Annotated in this window: 14 protein-coding genes; 2 read left to right on the forward strand and 12 right to left on the reverse strand. The window is 59.2% G+C overall.

What is annotated here, in order from left to right; all coding sequences use genetic code 11:
* Positions 1-6 precede the first annotated feature (6 nt).
* The gene (gene kduI / locus AB4072_RS10365) at positions 7-843 is read right to left on the reverse strand and encodes a 5-dehydro-4-deoxy-D-glucuronate isomerase (protein ID WP_441967745.1); all 837 of its coding nucleotides are present in this window, start codon (positions 841-843) and stop codon (positions 7-9) included.
* Positions 840-1,943 (reverse strand): beta-galactosidase BglB, encoded by a 1,104-nt coding sequence (gene bglB, locus AB4072_RS10370; protein ID WP_441967747.1) that lies wholly within the window; start codon positions 1,941-1,943, stop codon positions 840-842. The genes kduI and bglB overlap by 4 nt, the downstream gene beginning before the upstream one ends.
* Before the next feature lie 148 nt (positions 1,944-2,091).
* Between bglB and AB4072_RS10375 the strand changes: the two genes are divergently transcribed.
* Complete coding sequence (locus AB4072_RS10375; RefSeq protein ID WP_441967749.1) at positions 2,092-3,132, forward strand: LacI family DNA-binding transcriptional regulator; 1,041 nt, start codon at positions 2,092-2,094, stop codon at positions 3,130-3,132.
* 40 nt (positions 3,133-3,172) lie between these two features.
* On the opposite strand, the gene AB4072_RS10380 is transcribed toward AB4072_RS10375, so the two are convergent.
* Together AB4072_RS10380 and AB4072_RS10385 are read right to left on the reverse strand one after the other, a co-directional pair.
* Complete coding sequence (locus tag AB4072_RS10380) at positions 3,173-4,720, reverse strand: AbgT family transporter (protein WP_441967750.1); 1,548 nt, start codon at positions 4,718-4,720, stop codon at positions 3,173-3,175.
* 74 nt (positions 4,721-4,794) lie between these two features.
* Positions 4,795-5,871, reverse strand: coding sequence for a helix-turn-helix domain-containing protein (locus tag AB4072_RS10385; protein WP_441967752.1), 1,077 nt, complete (start codon positions 5,869-5,871; stop codon positions 4,795-4,797).
* A gap of 310 nt (positions 5,872-6,181) precedes the next feature.
* On the opposite strand from AB4072_RS10385, the gene AB4072_RS10390 reads away from it, so the two are divergent.
* Positions 6,182-7,564, forward strand: coding sequence for a M20/M25/M40 family metallo-hydrolase (locus tag AB4072_RS10390; protein ID WP_441967753.1), 1,383 nt, complete (start codon positions 6,182-6,184; stop codon positions 7,562-7,564).
* On the opposite strand, the gene AB4072_RS10395 is transcribed toward AB4072_RS10390, so the two are convergent.
* The 8 genes from AB4072_RS10395 to uxaC all read right to left on the reverse strand — a co-directional run bounded on the left by AB4072_RS10395 (position 7,565) and on the right by uxaC (position 18,037).
* Positions 7,565-9,379 (reverse strand): SLC13 family permease, encoded by a 1,815-nt coding sequence (locus tag AB4072_RS10395; RefSeq protein ID WP_441967755.1) that lies wholly within the window; start codon positions 9,377-9,379, stop codon positions 7,565-7,567.
* 447 nt (positions 9,380-9,826) lie between these two features.
* A complete protein-coding gene (gene manD / locus AB4072_RS10400) occupies positions 9,827-11,035 on the reverse strand; it encodes a D-mannonate dehydratase ManD (RefSeq protein ID WP_441967757.1) in 1,209 nt (402 codons plus the stop codon).
* A gap of 19 nt (positions 11,036-11,054) precedes the next feature.
* The gene (locus AB4072_RS10405; protein WP_441967759.1) at positions 11,055-12,536 is read right to left on the reverse strand and encodes a mannitol dehydrogenase family protein; all 1,482 of its coding nucleotides are present in this window, start codon (positions 12,534-12,536) and stop codon (positions 11,055-11,057) included.
* Positions 12,537-12,542: 6 nt separating this feature from the next.
* A complete protein-coding gene (locus tag AB4072_RS10410) occupies positions 12,543-13,385 on the reverse strand; it encodes an ABC transporter permease (protein ID WP_441967761.1) in 843 nt (280 codons plus the stop codon).
* 4 nt (positions 13,386-13,389) lie between these two features.
* Complete coding sequence (locus AB4072_RS10415) at positions 13,390-14,295, reverse strand: ABC transporter permease (protein ID WP_441967763.1); 906 nt, start codon at positions 14,293-14,295, stop codon at positions 13,390-13,392.
* Entirely contained in the window at positions 14,295-15,380 is a 1,086-nt protein-coding gene (locus AB4072_RS10420) for an ABC transporter ATP-binding protein (RefSeq protein WP_441967765.1), read from the reverse strand. Before AB4072_RS10420 ends, AB4072_RS10415 begins: the two co-directional genes overlap by 1 nt.
* Before the next feature lie 15 nt (positions 15,381-15,395).
* Positions 15,396-16,583, reverse strand: a complete 1,188-nt coding sequence (locus AB4072_RS10425; protein WP_441967767.1) for an ABC transporter substrate-binding protein — start codon at positions 16,581-16,583, stop codon at positions 15,396-15,398.
* Between the two features lie 50 nt (positions 16,584-16,633).
* On the reverse strand, positions 16,634-18,037 hold the full coding sequence (gene uxaC / locus AB4072_RS10430) for a glucuronate isomerase (RefSeq protein WP_441967769.1): 1,404 nt from the start codon (positions 18,035-18,037) through the stop codon (positions 16,634-16,636).
* Positions 18,038-18,115: the final 78 nt, after the last annotated feature.

The raw sequence follows: 18,115 nt of genomic DNA on the forward strand, positions 1-18,115 counted from the left end.
CCCTCGTTAGCGCAATGTATTGACGGGAACGGGATCGACGTCAGTGTATTCCTGGTTCTCGCCAGTCATACCCCAGACGAAAGCATAAGGCCCGGTTCCCGCACCCATATGGATCGACCACGCGGGAGAAAGAACTGCATCGCCGTCCGCGACGACAAGATGACGGGTCTCGTCGGGCCGCCCCATGACATGGATCACCCGATCCTCGGGGGCGAGATCGAAATAGACATAAGCTTCCATGCGGCGCTCGTGGAGATGAGGCGGCATGGTGTTCCAGGCGCTTCCATGAGCGAGATCCGTAATGCCCATCAAGAGAAGCGCCGAAGGCGCGACTTCAGGATGAATATACATCCGCAACGAGCGCTTGTTGGAGTTTTGCTCGCTTCCGAGTTCTAGCAACTTCGACTCCGCGCGCGTAATCAAGCGATGCGGGTAATCGACCTGCGAAGGAACCGAGTTCACATAAAACCGAGCCGGCTTTGTGGGATCCATGCTCGACAGCTTCAGCTTTTGCGCTCCGCGACCCACATAGAGAATATCGCGGCTTGCCAGGTCGAAGGATTTTCCATCCACCTCGACCCGTCCGGCTCCGCCGCCGAGGTTGGCGATACCCATCTCGCGATAGGAAAGCAGATACGGCGTTCCGATGGCTGTGCCTTCTCCGAACTCGACGATCTTCTTCACCGGGCAGCATCCGCCGATGATCATGCGGTCCACATGCGTGTAGACGAGACGCATCTCGTCTACCGTGAAAACGCTCTCGATCAAGAAGGTCGAGCGCAGCTCCTGCGACGACATGCCTGAGATCGCCTCCGGCCCCGCGCCGTAGCGAACATCGATCATTGAGCAGCCTCCAATTGAATTTCGCCAGTGTGACGTACGGCTTCCGCCAGAAGCAGAATTGCGAGCGCCTGCCCGTAGCCGGTCGGTTGAATGGGAATGTCGCGGTAGAATTGCAGGTCATGACCCATGCGGGTGCCGTAGGATACATTCTGCACTGTGCCGCGATCGTCGATATTCTTGAGTACGAAGTCCAACGCCTTCAAACCCGCCTCGCGCGCGTCTTCGCCCAGCACGCCCAGCCGCGCGCCTTTCAGAAGGCCGTAGCCGAAGCCCGCCGTCGCGGATGTTTCGAGATAGGACGTCGGATCATCGATCAGCGTATGCCAACCGCCACTCTCATGCTGATAGAGCAGGAGCGCGCGGGCTTGACTGCGCAGGCATCCGAGTAGGAAATCCTTGACGCCTCCCTCGATGCCCCCGAGCTCGATAAAGTCGAGCAATCCGGCCGTGACCCAGGCATTGCCACGAGCCCAACGTGCCCGCGCGAAATTGTGACGTCCCTCGAAAGTCCAGCCGTGGAACCACAAGCCCGTGTCGGTATCCGTAAGGTAATGCACATGCAGCAGGAATTGCCGAACCGCTTCTTCGACTAGCTCGGGGCGACCGGCAGTGCGTCCATAATTCGCGAGGAACAGCACAACCATGAACAGCGTATCATCCCACAGCTCGCCGGGATTGATGCTGTCTGAAACGATGTGCTGAAAGCCCTGCTCTTCCGTGCGCGGCAAGTCTTTCATCACGAGAGCGGCCCAATCATCGAGGGGGCCGCGCCAGCGTTCGTCGCGGGTGCGCGCCCAGAGGATCGAGAGCGCGAGCATGGGAGCAGTCGTATTCACATTCGCGGAAGGAAGCTTGCGCGCAAGCTGACGCTCATACCAAGCTTCAACCAGGGCGCGATGATGGTCCGCACCGGTAAATTCCCAATAGCGTACAAGACCGTAGAGGCCCACGCCTTGCGGCCATTCCCATCCATCGAAACTGATGTAATCGCCCGGGGTGCCGTCGAGATTCGGTTCATGGAAGGCACCATCATGACGCAACGCGACCATTCCCTCGACCAAACGATCAAGTTGACGGACGAGTTTTCCCCGCTCGAGCATGCGCGCTGCCTCCCAAGGCAATAGTTTTGTTCTTGATGGATATTTTTCTCGATCTGCAAAACTTGCGCAACATGAAAATTTTTTGCATGATCCATGCATGACCTCGAATTCGCCGAAAACCAATAGATCTTCCTTAGGCCGGAGCCGGTTGCGCGATATCGCGCGCGCCTGCGATGTCTCGATCAGCACCGTTTCCCGCGCGCTTGCAGGACAGAAAGGCGTTCGAGACGACATTCGCCAGCGCATTGTCGAGGCCGCCAAGATGGCGCGCTATCCGATGCCGACATCGTTTGCAGGCAGCCGCATCGCTGTTTTCGCAAGTCCCGCGGCGATGACAGACTACAGCCGGTCACAATTTACCTGGCATGTGCTTGAAGGCCTCAAGTCCGCCGCCACCGCGCACGATACCGAAATCTCATTGATCCCGCTTTCCGGCGGTGAGGATCAATACACCGCACTGGATGAGGTGCTGGCCGACAAGAGCGTGCGCGGCGTGCTTTTTCTCACGGTGGACGACGCACAGCTCCTTGAACGTGTCCACGCAAGTGGGAAGGCTGCTGTTCTCATCAACAGTGACGATCCGTCCATGCGCATTTCGAGCGTCAGTCCGTGCAACCGTTCAGCAGCGCGACTTGCCTGCGATTATCTCATCGGGCTGGGTCATCGCCGCATCGCCTTTGTGATGAAACCGGGACGCGTCACGATTCAACGCCGCCTCGAAGGCTGGGCCGACGCGCTTCAGGAGCACGGTCTGGATCCGTTGCCCGGTCATGTGATCAAAGTGGAGGATTGGACGCCGGAATGTGCGGAGCGCGCAATCGGCGAGCGTCTTGATCGTCGGGAGCTGGACGCCACTGCTCTCTTGTGTGCTGCCGATAGTCTCGCTCTCGGCGCGCTGTCCGCTCTGTCATCGCGAAATATCGCTTGCCCGCAAGACATCTCGGTCCTGGGCATCGACGATCTGCCGATTTCCGACCTCCTCAAGCCCCGCCTCACCACGATTCATATTCCCGCCCGACAACTGGGTGAAGCCGCCGTGGAAACGCTCGTTGAATTGGCAATGCAGGGACAGAGACTGGTTCGCCGAACCGAACTCGCGTGCCGATTGATCGTTCGCGATTCAACGACCTTTGTGGCTGAACGCAAGAGTTCCGCGCCGCGCGTTCGCAATGCCGAGAGACGGTCATAAGGAGCGTCACAGCCGGTGTCGAAGGCGAGGACGGGTTATACTAGCCCGGCCCCCAGGAAAGGCCGAGCAGATGCCAAATGGCCAGCAATAGGGTCCAAACCACGGCCATTATGACGACATAGGGCAACATCAACGCAATAACCGTGCCGACTCCCGCATCCTTTTGGTATCTCTGCGCGAACGTGACGATCATCGCGAAGTAAGCGTTCAACGGTGTAATCGCGTTCACGGGCGAGTCGCCGACGCGATAGGCCGCGAGAACCGCCTCAGGCGTCACGTTCAGCTTCATCAGCAACGGCACGAAGATGGGCGCAAAGATTGCCCATTTCGGCACGGCGCCCGTGATGATGAGATCGAGGATCAAGACAACGACGACGAAACCAACCAGAAGCCAGAGCGCATCGAAGTCCGCCCGCTTCAGAATATCGGCAAGAGAGACGGCCGCCAGCGTCGCCATGTTCGTATAATTGAAGTAAGCCAGAAACTGGCTGATAATCAGCAGCAGAAAAATGAGGCCGGCGAGATTCGCGATGGCTTTCGTCATCGCGTTGATGACATCGTTGGTGTTGTTCATCGTCTTGGCACCGATGCCATAACCAATCCCCATCGCCATGAATACAAGGGCGATCACCACGATCAAGCTGTTCATCAACGGAGAGTCACCGACGATGGCGCCGGTCTCCGGATTTCGCAGCGGGGCTCCAGGCGGCAGAGTCAGCACAGCCATGAATATTGCGACACCGATCAACGCATAGGTCGCGTATTTCAGTCCGAGCAATTCCTCTGCTGACAATCCCTCACTCGCCTCGACGGTATGCTCTCCTGTGTAGAGCCCCAGGCGCGGCTCCACGATCTTCTCGGTGATGAGCGCGACGACGACCGTCAGCATGATGACGGAAGCAATCGAGAACCAGATGTTCGCCGCAAGGCTGATGGAGATCGCTGGATTGAGAAGGTGGATTGCATCGTTCGTAATCTCGGTCAGGATGCCGTCGATCGGAACGATCAGAATGTTTACGCCAAAGGCCCCGGCCACCGCTGCGAACGAGGCCGCCAATCCAGCGAGAGGATGTCTTCCAATGCTGATGAAAGCGGCCGCAGCCAACGGAATGAGAACCAGATATCCGGCATCGGCGGCGATGCTCGACAAGATGCCGACGAACACGAGAATGTAAGTCAGGGCCTTCGGATGAGCGACGACAACAAGCTTGCGGATCAGAGCGCTGATCAGGCCAGCGGACTCGGCCACCCCGACACCCACCATCGCGACGATGATGACGCCGACGGCATTGAAATTCATGAAATTCTGGACGACCCCTGTAAACATGAACCGAATGCCGTCAGCGGTCAGCAAACTCCTCGCGGCGGTCGATGCATGCTCGACTTTGTGCGTTTCAGGGTTGATGACCTCATAGCCGACGCTTACCCCCATCAGGTAAAAAATGTGGGAGAGGACGATGACGATGCCGATCAGGATGATGAAGATCACCGCTGGATGAGGAACTCTGTTCCCGACTCTCTCGACAACATCGAGTATCTTCTGCATTGCCGTTTTGGGGGCTTCGGTTGCATCGTTCACCGCTCTCATCCTTCCAATGACTGTTCCGGCAACACTTGTCCGAGGTGGCTGAGCTGAGGGGAATGAAATCCGACGCCCAGAGACTATCTCAACATCTCAGACTTATAATGAACATCATCTGCAGCCCCGTATGCGCTGTCGCTATCGCACACGCCTTCATTAGGAGCCTGCGTTTCGAGAAGGTGCTTGGCCAATGCCATCTCTCTAAGCTCGCTCGGGCTATAACCGTATTCCAATTTGAAGGCCCTGCTGAAAGCGGAGTGATCGCCGAAGCCAACCTCGCCCGCGAGCCTGCTGATCGGCATGCCAAGCTTGGCGTAAAAGAGATGTCGATGCGCTTCTTCAAGACGCTCGCGCTGAATGAAGCGCGCCACACCGCCACTTCTCTCAAACACGCGATAGAGCTTCGAACGAGATACAAACAAGAGTCGACCGAGCGCTTCGGGACCGAACTCCGCCGAAGAGATATTCTGCTTCACGATGCGGCGGGCGCGCTCGCGCAAAGCCGCCATTATCGGCTTTTCATCACCCGTCATTCGATCGACCATGGGTGCAAGGCAAGCCGCCACCATGGCACAGGTGGCCGCTTTCAAGCCGGGCCAATACTCCTGGGAAATGGATGGCAGCACCCGAGCGAGGGAGGTTAAATAATCGGCAAGGATCACTCCATGTCCCGGATCCAGCACCACCCCGTGTGTATTGTCGAGCGCTCTCACTTCTTTACGAAAAAGGGCTCGCGGCAAAAACAAAGTCAGAGCCTCTTCGCCAGCTCCCTGCTCTTCGAAAGATTTGATCAGAGATAAAAAGCTGAGAAAACTCGCAGGTCCACTCGCCCAACGAACCCGCGAATGCGTCCGCCCATCGCCGCGGGCAAGGGCCAGGCACCAATGATCCTCAAAGGACTTGGGAAGATCCCACCACCATCTTTCGGCACTCGCGGGCAGAAAAGTCTGCGCGAGTAAGACACCACCGAGGTCCCATGAGAGATGATCGACCGAGAAACCTGGAGCGTCATTTCTGGCAGATGAGACTTCGACATCGTCCAATCGAAATTCTCGCCAAACCCCGGACTGTTCCAGAGCCGGCACCCGCCGATTCGTGACGCGACCGGATGTGGATATTTCCTCGCGTCTGGATTTCAATGAGGCACGCGACGTCATCGTTCCGGCTCCGCCTTCGCAGCGAACCGCCCCCGTCCCGCCAACGCCGTGTCCCGCTCCCTTCGGAGAGGCTCTTTGTCCTAAAATCCTAGGGCGACATCATTCGAAAACAATCGGATGCGCCGTAATTTCCGTTCCCGATTTGGGACGTGAAGCCAAAGTTTAGGATTCTGGAGCATTCCAAGACGCTTTTGGAGTGAGTACATTTGCAGCGACGCATATATTCTTTCGGGACTTGGCGGGAAAACATTCATCTGAGCGTTCATTAGCTACCCGCGTGCATCAACAGCCAGCTCGGCCGGAGATCGTGATGTCGGAACTGGACGCCGTCCTCTCTCATATCGACTCGCATGTCGACGCCGCTCTTGAGCGATTGTTCAACGTTCTACGCATCAAGTCGGTCTCGACCGATCCTGCCTTTGCAGCGGATTGTCGTGCCTGTGCAGAATGGCATGCAGCAGACCTCACAAGCATCGGATTCGACGCAAGTTCGCGCGATACCCCGGGCCATCCCATCGTCGTCGCACACGACAGAAGCGGCGAAGGACCCTCTGCGCTTTTCTATGGCCATTACGATGTGCAACCGGTGGATCCACTCAACCTCTGGGACCACGATCCGTTCGCGCCGTTCCTGGAAACGAGAACGGATGGCACGCGTGCGATCCGCGGACGCGGCGCTTCCGACGATAAGGGGCAGGTCATGACCTTTGTCGAGGCTTGCCGTGCCTGGAAGGCCGTCACCGGCAAGCTGCCGATACCCGTCTCCATTCTGATTGAAGGCGAGGAGGAATCGGGCGGCGCGAACCTGCCGCCGTTTCTCAAGGCCAATGCCGACGAGTTGCGCGCGGATATCGGCCTGATCTGCGACACCAGCATGTGGAATGCCCAAACACCGGCCATCACAACAATGCTGCGCGGTCTTTGCGGCGAGGAGATCGTCATAACGGGCCCCGACCGCGATCTGCACTCCGGTTTCTACGGCTCCGCAGCTGTCAATCCCAATCACGTGCTTGCCCGAATTCTTGCCGATCTGCGCGACGCGGACGGCCGCATCACGATTCCCGGCTTCTACGATGGCGTGCCTGAGTTGCCGGAAAAACTGCGCGCGCAATGGGAGACGTTGCACTTCGATCCAGCGGCTTTCCTCGGCGCAGTTGGGCTCTCGGTGCCTGCAGGAGAACGCGGCCGCGGCGCTCTCGAGATGATCTGGTCACGCCCGACTTGCGAGATCAACGGAATGGGCGGCGGCTACCAGGACGCAGGTTTCAAGACCGTGATACCTTCGCAAGCTTCCGCAAAGATTTCGTTCCGACTTGTCTTCGACCAGGATCCCCACGCCATCCGCGCGGCTTTTCGCGAGTTTGTGCGCGCCCGCATCCCAGCCGATTGCAAGGTGGAATTCACCGAGCACGGCGCCGGTCGGGCCATTCGTTTTCCCATCGAAGCATCCGCTTTCGAAAAGACGCGCAACGCCCTGAGCGCAGAATGGGGCCGCGATGCCGTCTTTATCGGAGGCGGGGGTTCCATCCCGGTAACGCATGAGCTCAAATCCGCATTGGGGATGGACGTCATCCTCGCGGGTTTCGCGCTCGACGACGATCGAATCCACAGCCCGAACGAGAAGTACGATCTCAAGAGCTTTCATCACGGCATCCGATCATGGGCCCGTGTGCTGCATGATCTCGCCGCCTGATCAGAAACGCCAGATCAACGGAACGTAGAACGTCGCGACGAGAAAGAACCAGAGGAGAAGAGGCAGTCCGAGCTTCCAATAATCCCCGAACTTGTAGCCCCCGGGCGCCATGACCATCAGGTTGGTGGGCGTGGCGATAGGCGTCAGAAATGCGGCTGCGGCTGCGACGGCAACGCTCATCAGGACTGGCCTTGGAGAAACGCCGATGCTGTTTGCGGCGGCTACGGCGATGGGGATCATGATCAGAGCCGTGGCCGTGTTGCTGATCAACTGCCCGAGAACGGCGGTCAATACGAAGAGCCCAGCGAGGAGCGCATAGGGGCCCGCATCTCCGACGGCGCCGACCAATGCCTCCGCCAGCAGGCTCGCTGCACCTGTTTCATCCATGGCCGTCGAAAGCGGCATCATGGCGCCAACCAGAATGACTGTCGTCCAATGGATCGCCCGGAAGGACTGATCGACTGTCAGAACACCACTCAAAACCATCGCACCCGCAGCCAGAAGGCCCGCAATAGCGGGCGGCACTATCCCCGTTGCGAGCATGAGGACCATGGCAATCAGGATAATGATCGCCGATCTCGCACCTGTTCCCATGGGAATCGCCTGACGACGGACGAGTTCGGGCGAGTTCACGACGAGAACGTTCGGGTCGTTGAGGTGTATGTCCAGGGCCTTCCATGTTCCTTGAAGCAGCATTGTATCTCCGACCTCGAGCACGGCCTTGTCGGGACTAAGGTCCTCGCCTTGGCGTTGAACGGCCATAACGATCAGATCGCCACTCTCGGTGACCATTCCTGGAAACACGGACGTCCCGATCATGCCGGAGCGCGGTGGAATGATCACCTCGGCGAGGCCGGAATTCCGATTGAACAGTGTATCCTGCAGGTCGGTCGCTGCACTCTCCTGCCTAAAAGCCAGATGTTTCTCGGCCGCGAAGGCGGCGGCCGTCTCCGCCTCGCCACGTATGATAAGGTAGTCTCCTTCTGAGATTGTCGTGCGGCGCAGGGGGCCTCCATCATTACCGTGCTGGATAGCGACGAGTTGAAGGCCGGGGAAACCAGCGACGTTCACGATATCGGGCGATGCGCCGACATAGGGTGAATTGGCGCGAACGCGCATCTGGAACACACCGTTGCTCAATCCGTATTGCTCGACAAGCGTCAGGGCGTGCCGACTGAAGTCGGAAGGGATTGACGGGCCACTCCGGTGCGGCAACAGGCGCTCGCCAAAAAGGATGATGATGGCCATGGCCCCCAGGAGAAGCGGGACGCCGACCAGTGTGAATTCGAAGAAGCCGAATCGACCAACCCCGGCTTCAAGAGCAGCGTTCGAGACCAGAACGTTCACCGGCGTACCGGTCAGGGCAAGCATCGAACCTGCATGAGCCGAGAAGACGAGGGGCATGAGGAGTTGCGACGGTGCGCGCTTGAGGCGAACCGCCATGACAACGACCACGGGGAGCAACGCCGCCACGGCGCCATTGACACTGATCAACGCCGTCAGAAATGCCACCAGCGACATGGTCAGAAGGAGTAGACGTAGGCGATTCTCTTTTCCGGCCTTTGTAATGAGGAACTGTCCTGCCCAGGCCGTCACACCTGTGGCCTCCAGTCCCGCACTGATGATGAAAAGCGTCGCGATGAAGATGACGGCTGGATCGCCCAGACCGCTCAATGCCGCCTCAACCGACAGCACGCCCGTGGCATAGAGCGCGAGGGCCGTCATCATCGCCACGACGACAACGGGCAAGCGGTTCCACACAAAGAGGACCACCGCGCCGACGATGACTGCAGCCGTGATTGCGATACTACTCAAGGCGGAGGCTCCTCGGTGCACAATACTCCGAGGCGCCGCGTTCGAATTTTTTGACGAAGGCGGCTGCCTCGTAAGGCTGCTTCATGAGAGAGGTTGGGGTGGCCGCCGCCCCGCAGAGCATTGCAATGCCTCGACGAGATATACCTCTGCTCAAGTATGTAGGCTTATCTCCCGGAACGAAAAGGGGATGGAAAACACGGCTTCCCATCCCCTATAGCTTTTTTCTTTCAGAAGCCGCGTGGCAACGCGTGCGGGTCTACGGCAGGGCGCTCTTCTTTCTATCCTGCCCGCAAATCCGACTATGGAATCATCAGCCCAGGATCGCCTCCGTCGAGACCCGCACAAGACTTTGTCGATCTCTTTACAACGAGGTCCTCTCGAAGGCTTTCGGAACGACGCGCATCAATCGGGAAACATAAGCATCTCGCTGTCCGATCACGGTGGTCCTTACCAACTCCACATCGTTCCATCTTCAAGACGGGCGACCGGCAGATAGGCGCGCTGGTAGGGGTACTTCGCAGCCAGCTTCTCGTCGATGTCGACACCATGCCCCGGGACATCGCCCGGATACAGGTATCCATCGGCGAAGGTATAGGCGTGAGGGAATACCTCGTCGGTTTCCGGGGTGTGCCGCATGTATTCTTGAATACCGAAATTCGGCACCCAGAGATCGAAATGAAGCGCCGATCCCATACAGACGGGCGAGAGGTCGGTTGCGCCGTGTGAGCCGGTTCGAACCTGATAGAGTTCCGCAAGAGCCGCTATCTTGCGCAGCTGAGTGATACCACCGGCCCGAACGACCGTCGTGCGGATGTAATCGATGAGCTGGTTCTGGATCAGCTCGCGGCAATCGTGGATCGAATTGAAAATCTCACCGATGGCGATGGGTGTGATCGTGTGTTGGCGAATGAGCTTCAAGGCCTCCTGGTTCTCCGCCGGTGTCGGATCTTCCATCCAGAAAAGACGATACGGTTCGAGGCTCTTTCCCAGCCGCGCAGCCTCGATGGGTGTGAGGCGATGATGCACATCATGCAGCAGATGAAAGTCCAGCCCGTGAGCCACGCGAACCGCCTCGAAGAGCTTGGGCGCGAAATTCAGGTATTTTTCGGTCGACCAGATTTGCTCTTCGGGCAAACCTTTGGTGGCCGGTTCGTAGAACAGCTTCCCGCGCGCGATGCCGTAGGCCGTATCAAGGCCTGGAACGCCAGCCTGCGCCCGCACCGCCTTGTAACCCAGCTCCAGATAATGCCCGACAGCGTCAAGGGTTTCCGGAATGTCGCGTCCGTTGGCATGGCCATAGACCATGACGCCGGAGCGGCTCTTTCCTCCAAGCAACTGATAGAGCGGCAGACCGGCGACCTTCGCCTTGATGTCCCACAGTGCCATGTCGACCGCCGCAATGGCGGACATGGTCACCGGGCCACGCCGCCAATAAGCGCCTTTCGCGAGGTATTGCCAGATATCCTCGATCTGCTGCGGATCGCGACCGATCAGGCACGGAATGACATGCTCTTCAAGATAAGCGGAGACGGCCAGTTCCCGCCCGTTGAGTGTGGCATCTCCGATCCCATACACACCTTCATCGGTGACGATCTTGAGCGTGACGAAATTGCGACCGGGGCAGGTCACGATGCAATAGGCATTTTCGATCTTCATGATGGCTCTCGAAATTTCGTCAGCTCAAGGTTGATGTGAATTCGGCGACGGTACGCTTCGCACCTTTCGCGTAGAGATGCGTCAAAGCCACCGTTACGGCGTCGGTGAAGCGCAGGTCTTTTGGCAGATCGTCTCCAAAGATCTCACGCACCGCGAAGAGTTCACCCGCCAAGCGCTCGGCGGATGAACCCGCTCTGTCGGCCAATGTGCGCAACCGGGCAGCCATGGGATCCCGCACATCGATTTGAGCACCTGTCTCATCGATGCCAGTGACGTATCGCATCCACGCCGCGACCCCGAGCGTCAGACGATGGACGGATGCGTTGTTACGTAAGCAGTCGCGCACCGTTCCAAGAAGCCGTTGCGGCAATTTCTGCGACCCATCCATGGCGATCTGCCAAGTGCGATGCTTCAAGGCGGGATTTTTGAAGCGCTCGATCAGTGCACGTTTGTAGGACGCGATATCGGATCCCGGAGGCATGTGGAGGGTCGGTGTTACTTCCTCATCCATCAGACCATGAACAAGCCGCTCGTAGGCAGGATCCGCCATGGCCTCCGCCACGGTTTCATACCCTGCGAGGTATCCGAGATACGCCAGCGTCGAGTGACTGCCGTTGAGAAGTCTGAGCTTCATGTGCTCAAAGGGTTCCACATCGGTAACGAACTCGGCCCCGGTCACTTCCCAAGCCGGACGCCCTTGCGGAAAATCGTCTTCGATCACCCATTGGGTAAAAGGCTCGGTGACAACTGGCCACGCATCCCTTGCCCCGAGAATCTGGCCGATACGAGCGCGATCCTCGTCGGTGGTCGCGGGCACAATCCGGTCCACCATGGTTGAGGGACAAGCGACTTCGCTTTCGACCCATCGTCCGAGATCGCTGTCGATGAGTTCGGCATAGCGCACCAGAACGCGCTTCACCGTGCGCCCGTTGGATGGAAGATTATCGCAAGTCAATACCGTGAAAGGCGGCGTGCCGACCGCATGACGGCGACGCAAGGCCTCGACGATCAGACCCGGCGCAGATCTGGGTCGTCGCGGCTCCCCAAGATCGTGCACGATATCCGGATGCTTTTCATTGAGCACACCGGTTGCAGGATCATGGCAGTATCCTTTCTCGGTGACGGTCAACGACACAATGCGCGTCGCCGGATGGGCCATGATGCCAAGCAATTCGTCCACCGCCTCCGGCGCGACAATGATGCGCGAGATCGAACCGATGACGCGAAGAGACTCTCCCGCCTTGGAGCGAACGGAGACAGTATAGAGGCCGTTCTGCGGCTCCAGCGCATCGTAGGTATCCGGGCTGCGCAAGCTTGCGGCGACAATGCCCCAGCGCGGATCGCGCGCCAGAACGTCATCCGTGTAGACCGCCTGATGAGCCCGATGGAACGCGCCGACACCGAGATGCACGATGCCGGTGGCGATCTGCGCCCGGTCGTAGACAGGACGCCGGACAGCCACCGAAAGATCCGCGAGGGTGGCCTCGCTCAATCGTTTCATCATATCTCAATGAGCCGGTTGTTGTTTGGCACGCGTGACGATCTGCGTCGGGTTGACGAAACGCAGGGCGATGATGAGCCAGATGAGCGTCGTCACCATGTAGATGACGGCCATGGCATCGATGGATTGCACGGCACGCACACCCGCTGCGAAGACCGCGTAGTAGAGTGCCACGACAAGAGTCTGGCTCGTCGGCCCAGCCACCAGGAACGTCAGCTCAAACATGGCGATGGTGCGCACCAGAACGAGGAGAAGGGCCGCGAGAATTCCCGGCAGAAGCAGCGGCATCAGCACGTGAACGAAGAGCTTGAAGGTGTTCGCGCCAAAAACGCGAGCCGCCGCTTCGATCTTCGGATCGATCTGCTCGATGAAAGGAATCATGACGAGGATCACGAACGGAACCGTCGGCACGAGATTGGCCGCGACGACGCCCCAGAAAGTGCCCGCCAAGCCTGTGCGATAGAGAACCGTGGCGAGTGGAATGCCGAAAGTGATCGGCGGGATGAGAAGCGGCAAGAGAAAGAGCAGCACAATAAGGCGCTTACCCGGAAAGTCACGCCGGGCAAGCGCGTAGGCCGCTGTGACCCCCAGAACGCCGGAGACCAAAACCACCGCGCCGACCACCTGGAAGGTGACGATGAGGACATCACCGAGCTGAAATTCGCTCCAAGCGGAATCGTACCAGCGTGTCGTCCAACCGACGGGCAACCACGTGCCGAGCCAACGGGTGGCGAAGGAACTCGTCACCACCGTGCCGATCATGGCGAAGAGATTGAGGACAAAGAATCCGACCAGCGCCCAGATGGCCGCCGCCCAGAGTTTCGCACCGAGTGTCGTGTCGCGGATCATCGGCTTACCCTTTCGCGCCGCTGGCGGGGCCGCGGTAGAACAAGCCGCGTGAGGCGAGCACCGCAACGACGATGGCGAGCTGCACGAAGCCCATGATCATCGCGATGGCCGAGGCCATGGAGTAATCGTATTCCTCGAACGCCGCCTGATAGGCCGCAATCGAAATGACGCGGGTCGGTCCCGCAGGCGCGCCGAGAAGAACTGCCGATGGGAAAACGGAGAATGCTTGCACGAAGGACAGGCAGAACGTGATGGCGAAGCCGGGCATCAGAAGCGGAAGATAGATATGGCGGAACCGTTGGGCCGCGCTCGCTCCCAGCGTGGCCGCGGCCTGCTCCAACGCCGGATCGATGCCTGTGACATAGGACAACGTCAGCAGGAAGGTGAACGGGAAACCTGTAATCACCAGCGAGGCGAAGACGCCCCAGTAATTGTGGACCAGTTTCAGGGGCTGCGAGATCAACCCGAACGTCATCAAGGTCCGATTGAGCCAGCCTTGCGGACCGAGATAGTTCAAAAGCCCTTCGGCCACGAGCACCGTACCGAGCGTGATCGGCAAAACCAGGATCGTCGTCAGAAGCCGCTGATGGCGCATGAGTCTGACGCGAAAGGCAATCGGCACAGCAAGAACCAGATTGAGAAGCGTAACCGGAACCGCGAGCCACAACGTCTTGGCGATTGTCTCGTAGAGAAATGAATCTGCGAAGAACCGCTGATAATTGGCAAGCCATCCGCCACTCTTCGGCTCGAATGAAAGAATGAGACCGAAAGCGAAGGGATAGACGAACAGACACAGGCTGAAGATCGCCGCGGGCAGAACGAGCAGGGTCACTGCGTCGAGCCCGCGAGACGCCATTCGTTGACGCAGACTGGGTCCCTGAACAACGGTGGGAGCAAGAGCGTGTTGCATCATCCCCTCCCCTCGATTGGTTCGGCGAAGACGAGAATGCGCTCGTCAACAGCGCGCAGGTAAATGGCAGATCCTGGCTCCGCTGCATAGTGAGATCGAAACACGAAATCGAGCCCGCCTGTGGAGTGAGCCGTACCCACGAACTCGCGGCCGCGATATTCAATGGTATCGACGGTAACCGCGAGAGCATTCGGCCCCGGCTCCCCGGCAACGAGATCGTCGGGCCGGATGGCAGCGAAAGCCGGCGCTCCAACCGACAGGTTTTCCCGAGCGACACCGCTGACCTTCGCGCCCTCCACATCGATCACGGCGCGGCCGTTCTCAATAGAGAGAACGCGCCCCTTCAGCTTGTTGCGGAAGCCCATGAAATCGGCGACATCGAGATGGGCCGGGGCTTCATAAAGCTCTTTCGGGGTTCCGACCTGACGGATGACGCCGTCACGCAGCACCACGATCCGATCGGCCAACGACAAGGCCTCATCCTGATCGTGAGTCACATAGATCGTCGTCGCGCCGAGCTCATTGTGGATGCGTCGAATTTCAGCGCGCATCTCGAGGCGAAGTTTCGCGTCCAGGTTGGACAATGGTTCGTCCATCAGGACGAGAGGTGGCTCGATGACGATGGCGCGGGCAATCGCCACGCGCTGCTGCTGACCACCGGAGAGTTGGCCGGGCAGCTTATGCTCCTGACCTTGCAAGCGCACGAGACGCAGCGCCTCATCGACCTTGCGCTCCATCTCCGCTTTGGGCGTGCCACGCATCTTCAAGCCGAAGCCGATATTCTGGCGCACATTCAAGTGAGGAAAGAGCGCGTAGTTCTGGAAAACCATGCCGAACCCACGCTCCTCGGGCCGCAGGGTATCGACCCGACTCTTGTCGAGCCAGATCGCGCCCCCCGTAACAGGCAGGAGACCCGCGATGCAGTTCAGCGTCGTCGACTTGCCGCACCCTGAAGGTCCGAGCAGCGCGATGAACTCGCGTCGCCGGATCGTCAGGTTGATGTCGCGCAGCGCGTTATGGGCGCCAAAGTCGCGGCTGACATGATCGAGCCGGACCTCGTCGAACTGTGAAAGAGCAATAGCCATCGCGGATCCCTGACTTTACTTACGCTTCGATCCGCCGACCTGCTCGTCCCAGATGCGGAAGGCGACGACCATCTGGTCCGGCTGGAGCGGCAACTCGATCGGATTCTCGGCAATCCATTTCTCGTATTCGGGACGCCCGAATTCCTTGATCGCGGCCTGGCTTTCGGCCGGAGCCATGTCGAGGGTCACGCCCTTCACGGCGGGGCCGGGGTAGAAATAACCTTCGTCATAAGTGTAGGCCTGCTGCTCCTTGGTAAGCAGGAAGTTCATCAGGTCGAGGAGCACAGCCTGCTTCTCGTTCGAGAGCCCTTTCGGCACGCACATGTAGTGGGCATCCGCCACCCAGTGGAAGCCTTTGAGCGCCGCGACCTTCGCCTCTTTCGGCACAACCCCGAGAACGCGCGGATTGATGTCCCAGCCCGTCGTTGACACGGTCATGTCGCGCGAGCCTTCGCCAAGTTCCTTCATCACCGCGCCGGTGCCGGACGGGTAGTATTCGATGTACTGGCCGAGCTCCTTCAAATAGGCCCAGGTCTTGTCCCAGCCCTTCGCGGGATCCTGCGGATTGCTGTCGCCGAGGATGTAGGGCAAGCCCATGATGAAGGTGCGGCCGGGCCCCGAATTGGCAGGGCGCGCATAGATGAGCCGGTTCGGATTGGCTTTCGCCCAGGCGAGAAGTTCCTCGGCCGTCGTCGGCGGGGTCTGCACCTTGTTGGGCATGTATTCGAGCAACGGGCCGGACGGATAATAGGTGACGACGACGCCCTGTCCCTTGGCCAAGGTCTGCATCTTGGCAGCGGCTGGAAGATAGATGTCATCGAGCTTCGGTAGCGCCCCCGCGTGGGTCGGAAGTAGTTCCACCCAGAGCTTCTGGTCGATGCCGGCGGAGAGTGCATCGGTGCCGGTCAGCACGAGATCGATATCGACCCGGCCCGCATCCTGTTGCGCCTTGATCTTGCCGGCGAGTTCGGGGGCCGGTGCTTTCGTAAAAGTGATGCGCGAGACGAGGTTCGGCTTCGCCTTGCGGTAATTCTCGATGGCTTTCTGCGTCAAGGCGAGATTGCCCGCAACGTCGATTACGTTGAGCGCGACCGGTTCCTTCGGCAGCGCCAATTGCGCGAAGCTCGATCCGCCGAACGCAGCCACGCCCGCAGCGCCGGCGGCACCGCCGACGAAAGTCCGTCTGGTGATTGGGTTCTTCATCATCTTCCTCCCGTTCTGTGCGGCATGATTCTTGTGAACCATGTCCGAAGTCACAGCTTGTAGGCCTCTTTCGCGAGGCGATAAGCGAGGTCATGTGCCACCTCGTGCGCCTCATCCTCATCGAGGCGATGGCCCGTCACGAGATTGGCGAGAAAAGCGCAGTCGACCCGGCGGGCTACGTCATGGCGCGCAGGGATCGAGAGATAAGCCCGCGTGTCGTCATTGAAGCCGACCGTATTATAGAACCCGGCAGTTTCAGTGGTCAGTTCGCGGAACCGACGCATCCCTTCCGGGGCATCGAAAAACCACCAGGCAGGACCAAGCTTCAGCGCAGGATAATGCCCCGCAAGCGGAGCCAGTTCCCGCGAATAGCTCGTCTCATCGAGGGTGAAGACGATCAGCGTAAAATTACGCTCATTGCCGAACCGGTCGAGAAGCGGTTTCAATGCGCGCACATAGTCGGTCTGAGAGGGAATATCCGCTCCCATGTCGCGGCCAAAACGAGAAAAGACCGTGTTGTTGTGGTTGCGGAACGAGCCGGGATGGACCTGCATCACCATACCGTCTTCGACGCTCATGGCCGCCATCTCGGTCAGCATCTGCGCGCGAAAGAGTTCGGCTTCGTCGACACTCACTGCGCCGGTCGACACCTTACGAAACAGCGCCTCGGCTTCCGCGCGTGGCAGGTCCGCCGTTCGCGCCGTGGGATGGCCGTGATCGGTCGATGTCGCGCCATAACCGCGGAAGAAAGCGCGGCGCTTGCGGTGGGCCTCCAGATACCCATCCCAAGAGAGCGTATCGCAACCCGTGATCTCGCCGAAGCTGACGAGATTATCTCGAAAGCCCTCGAAATCCGGGTCGATGACCGGGTCGGGGCGATAGGCTGTGATCACTCGGCCCTTCCAACCTGATTGCCGGATCATTTCGTGAGATTTCAGCGGATCGAGCGGGCTTTCCGTCGTGGCGATAACTTCGATCCGGAAACGCTCGAACAGCGCACGGGGCCTGAATTCAGGCGTGCGAAGGGCTGCGTCGATCCGGTCGAAATAATCGTCCGCCGTCTTCGGCGACAACCGCTCGGTAAAGCCGAAGAGCGTCGCAAAGGTATGGTCCAGCCATGCTCGCGTCGGCGTGCCGCGAAAGAGATGGTAGTGAAAGGCAAAGCGCCGCCAGATCTTGCGCGCGTCGCGCTCGACGGGGCTGCCATCCCTGGTCGGAACGCCCAGATCCTCCAGGCTGACGCCCTGGCTGTAGAGCATGCGAAAAATATAATGATCGGGGATCACGAACAGCGTTGCCGGATCGGGGAACGGCTCGTTCTGTGCATACCAACGCGGGTCCGTATGGCCATGCGGCGAGACGATCGGCAGATCCTGGACAGCCCTGTAGAGCCTCTGCGCGACGGCGCGGACTGTTGGCTCAACAGGAAAAAGCCGGTCCGGATGGATCAGCATGGCGTCACTCCCTGGACACTTCGCTCCGACTTGCTTCTTGATCGGTTTCAAGCATCAACGAGCCTGAGCTTAGAGCGA

The organism is Microvirga sp. 2MCAF38 (assembly GCF_052115485.1).
Taxonomy (GTDB): domain Bacteria; phylum Pseudomonadota; class Alphaproteobacteria; order Rhizobiales; family Beijerinckiaceae; genus Microvirga.

What these genes read in the sequence shown, in the direction of transcription:
- AB4072_RS10415 (WP_441967763.1), bottom strand. Translation starts at nt 14,295, where the DNA reads ATGCAACACGCTCTTGCTCCCACCGTTGTTCAGGGACCCAGTCTGCGT.
- uxaC (WP_441967769.1), bottom strand. Translation starts at nt 18,037, where the DNA reads ATGCTGATCCATCCGGACCGGCTTTTTCCTGTTGAGCCAACAGTCCGC.
- AB4072_RS10390 (WP_441967753.1), top strand. Translation starts at nt 6,182, where the DNA reads ATGTCGGAACTGGACGCCGTCCTCTCTCATATCGACTCGCATGTCGAC.
- AB4072_RS10420 (WP_441967765.1), bottom strand. Translation starts at nt 15,380, where the DNA reads ATGGCTATTGCTCTTTCACAGTTCGACGAGGTCCGGCTCGATCATGTC.
- AB4072_RS10405 (WP_441967759.1), bottom strand. Translation starts at nt 12,536, where the DNA reads ATGAAACGATTGAGCGAGGCCACCCTCGCGGATCTTTCGGTGGCTGTC.
- AB4072_RS10385 (WP_441967752.1), bottom strand. Translation starts at nt 5,871, where the DNA reads ATGACGTCGCGTGCCTCATTGAAATCCAGACGCGAGGAAATATCCACA.
- bglB (WP_441967747.1), bottom strand. Translation starts at nt 1,943, where the DNA reads ATGCTCGAGCGGGGAAAACTCGTCCGTCAACTTGATCGTTTGGTCGAG.
- manD (WP_441967757.1), bottom strand. Translation starts at nt 11,035, where the DNA reads ATGAAGATCGAAAATGCCTATTGCATCGTGACCTGCCCCGGTCGCAAT.
- AB4072_RS10410 (WP_441967761.1), bottom strand. Translation starts at nt 13,385, where the DNA reads ATGATCCGCGACACGACACTCGGTGCGAAACTCTGGGCGGCGGCCATC.
- AB4072_RS10425 (WP_441967767.1), bottom strand. Translation starts at nt 16,583, where the DNA reads ATGAAGAACCCAATCACCAGACGGACTTTCGTCGGCGGTGCCGCCGGC.
- AB4072_RS10380 (WP_441967750.1), bottom strand. Translation starts at nt 4,720, where the DNA reads ATGAGAGCGGTGAACGATGCAACCGAAGCCCCCAAAACGGCAATGCAG.
- kduI (WP_441967745.1), bottom strand. Translation starts at nt 843, where the DNA reads ATGATCGATGTTCGCTACGGCGCGGGGCCGGAGGCGATCTCAGGCATG.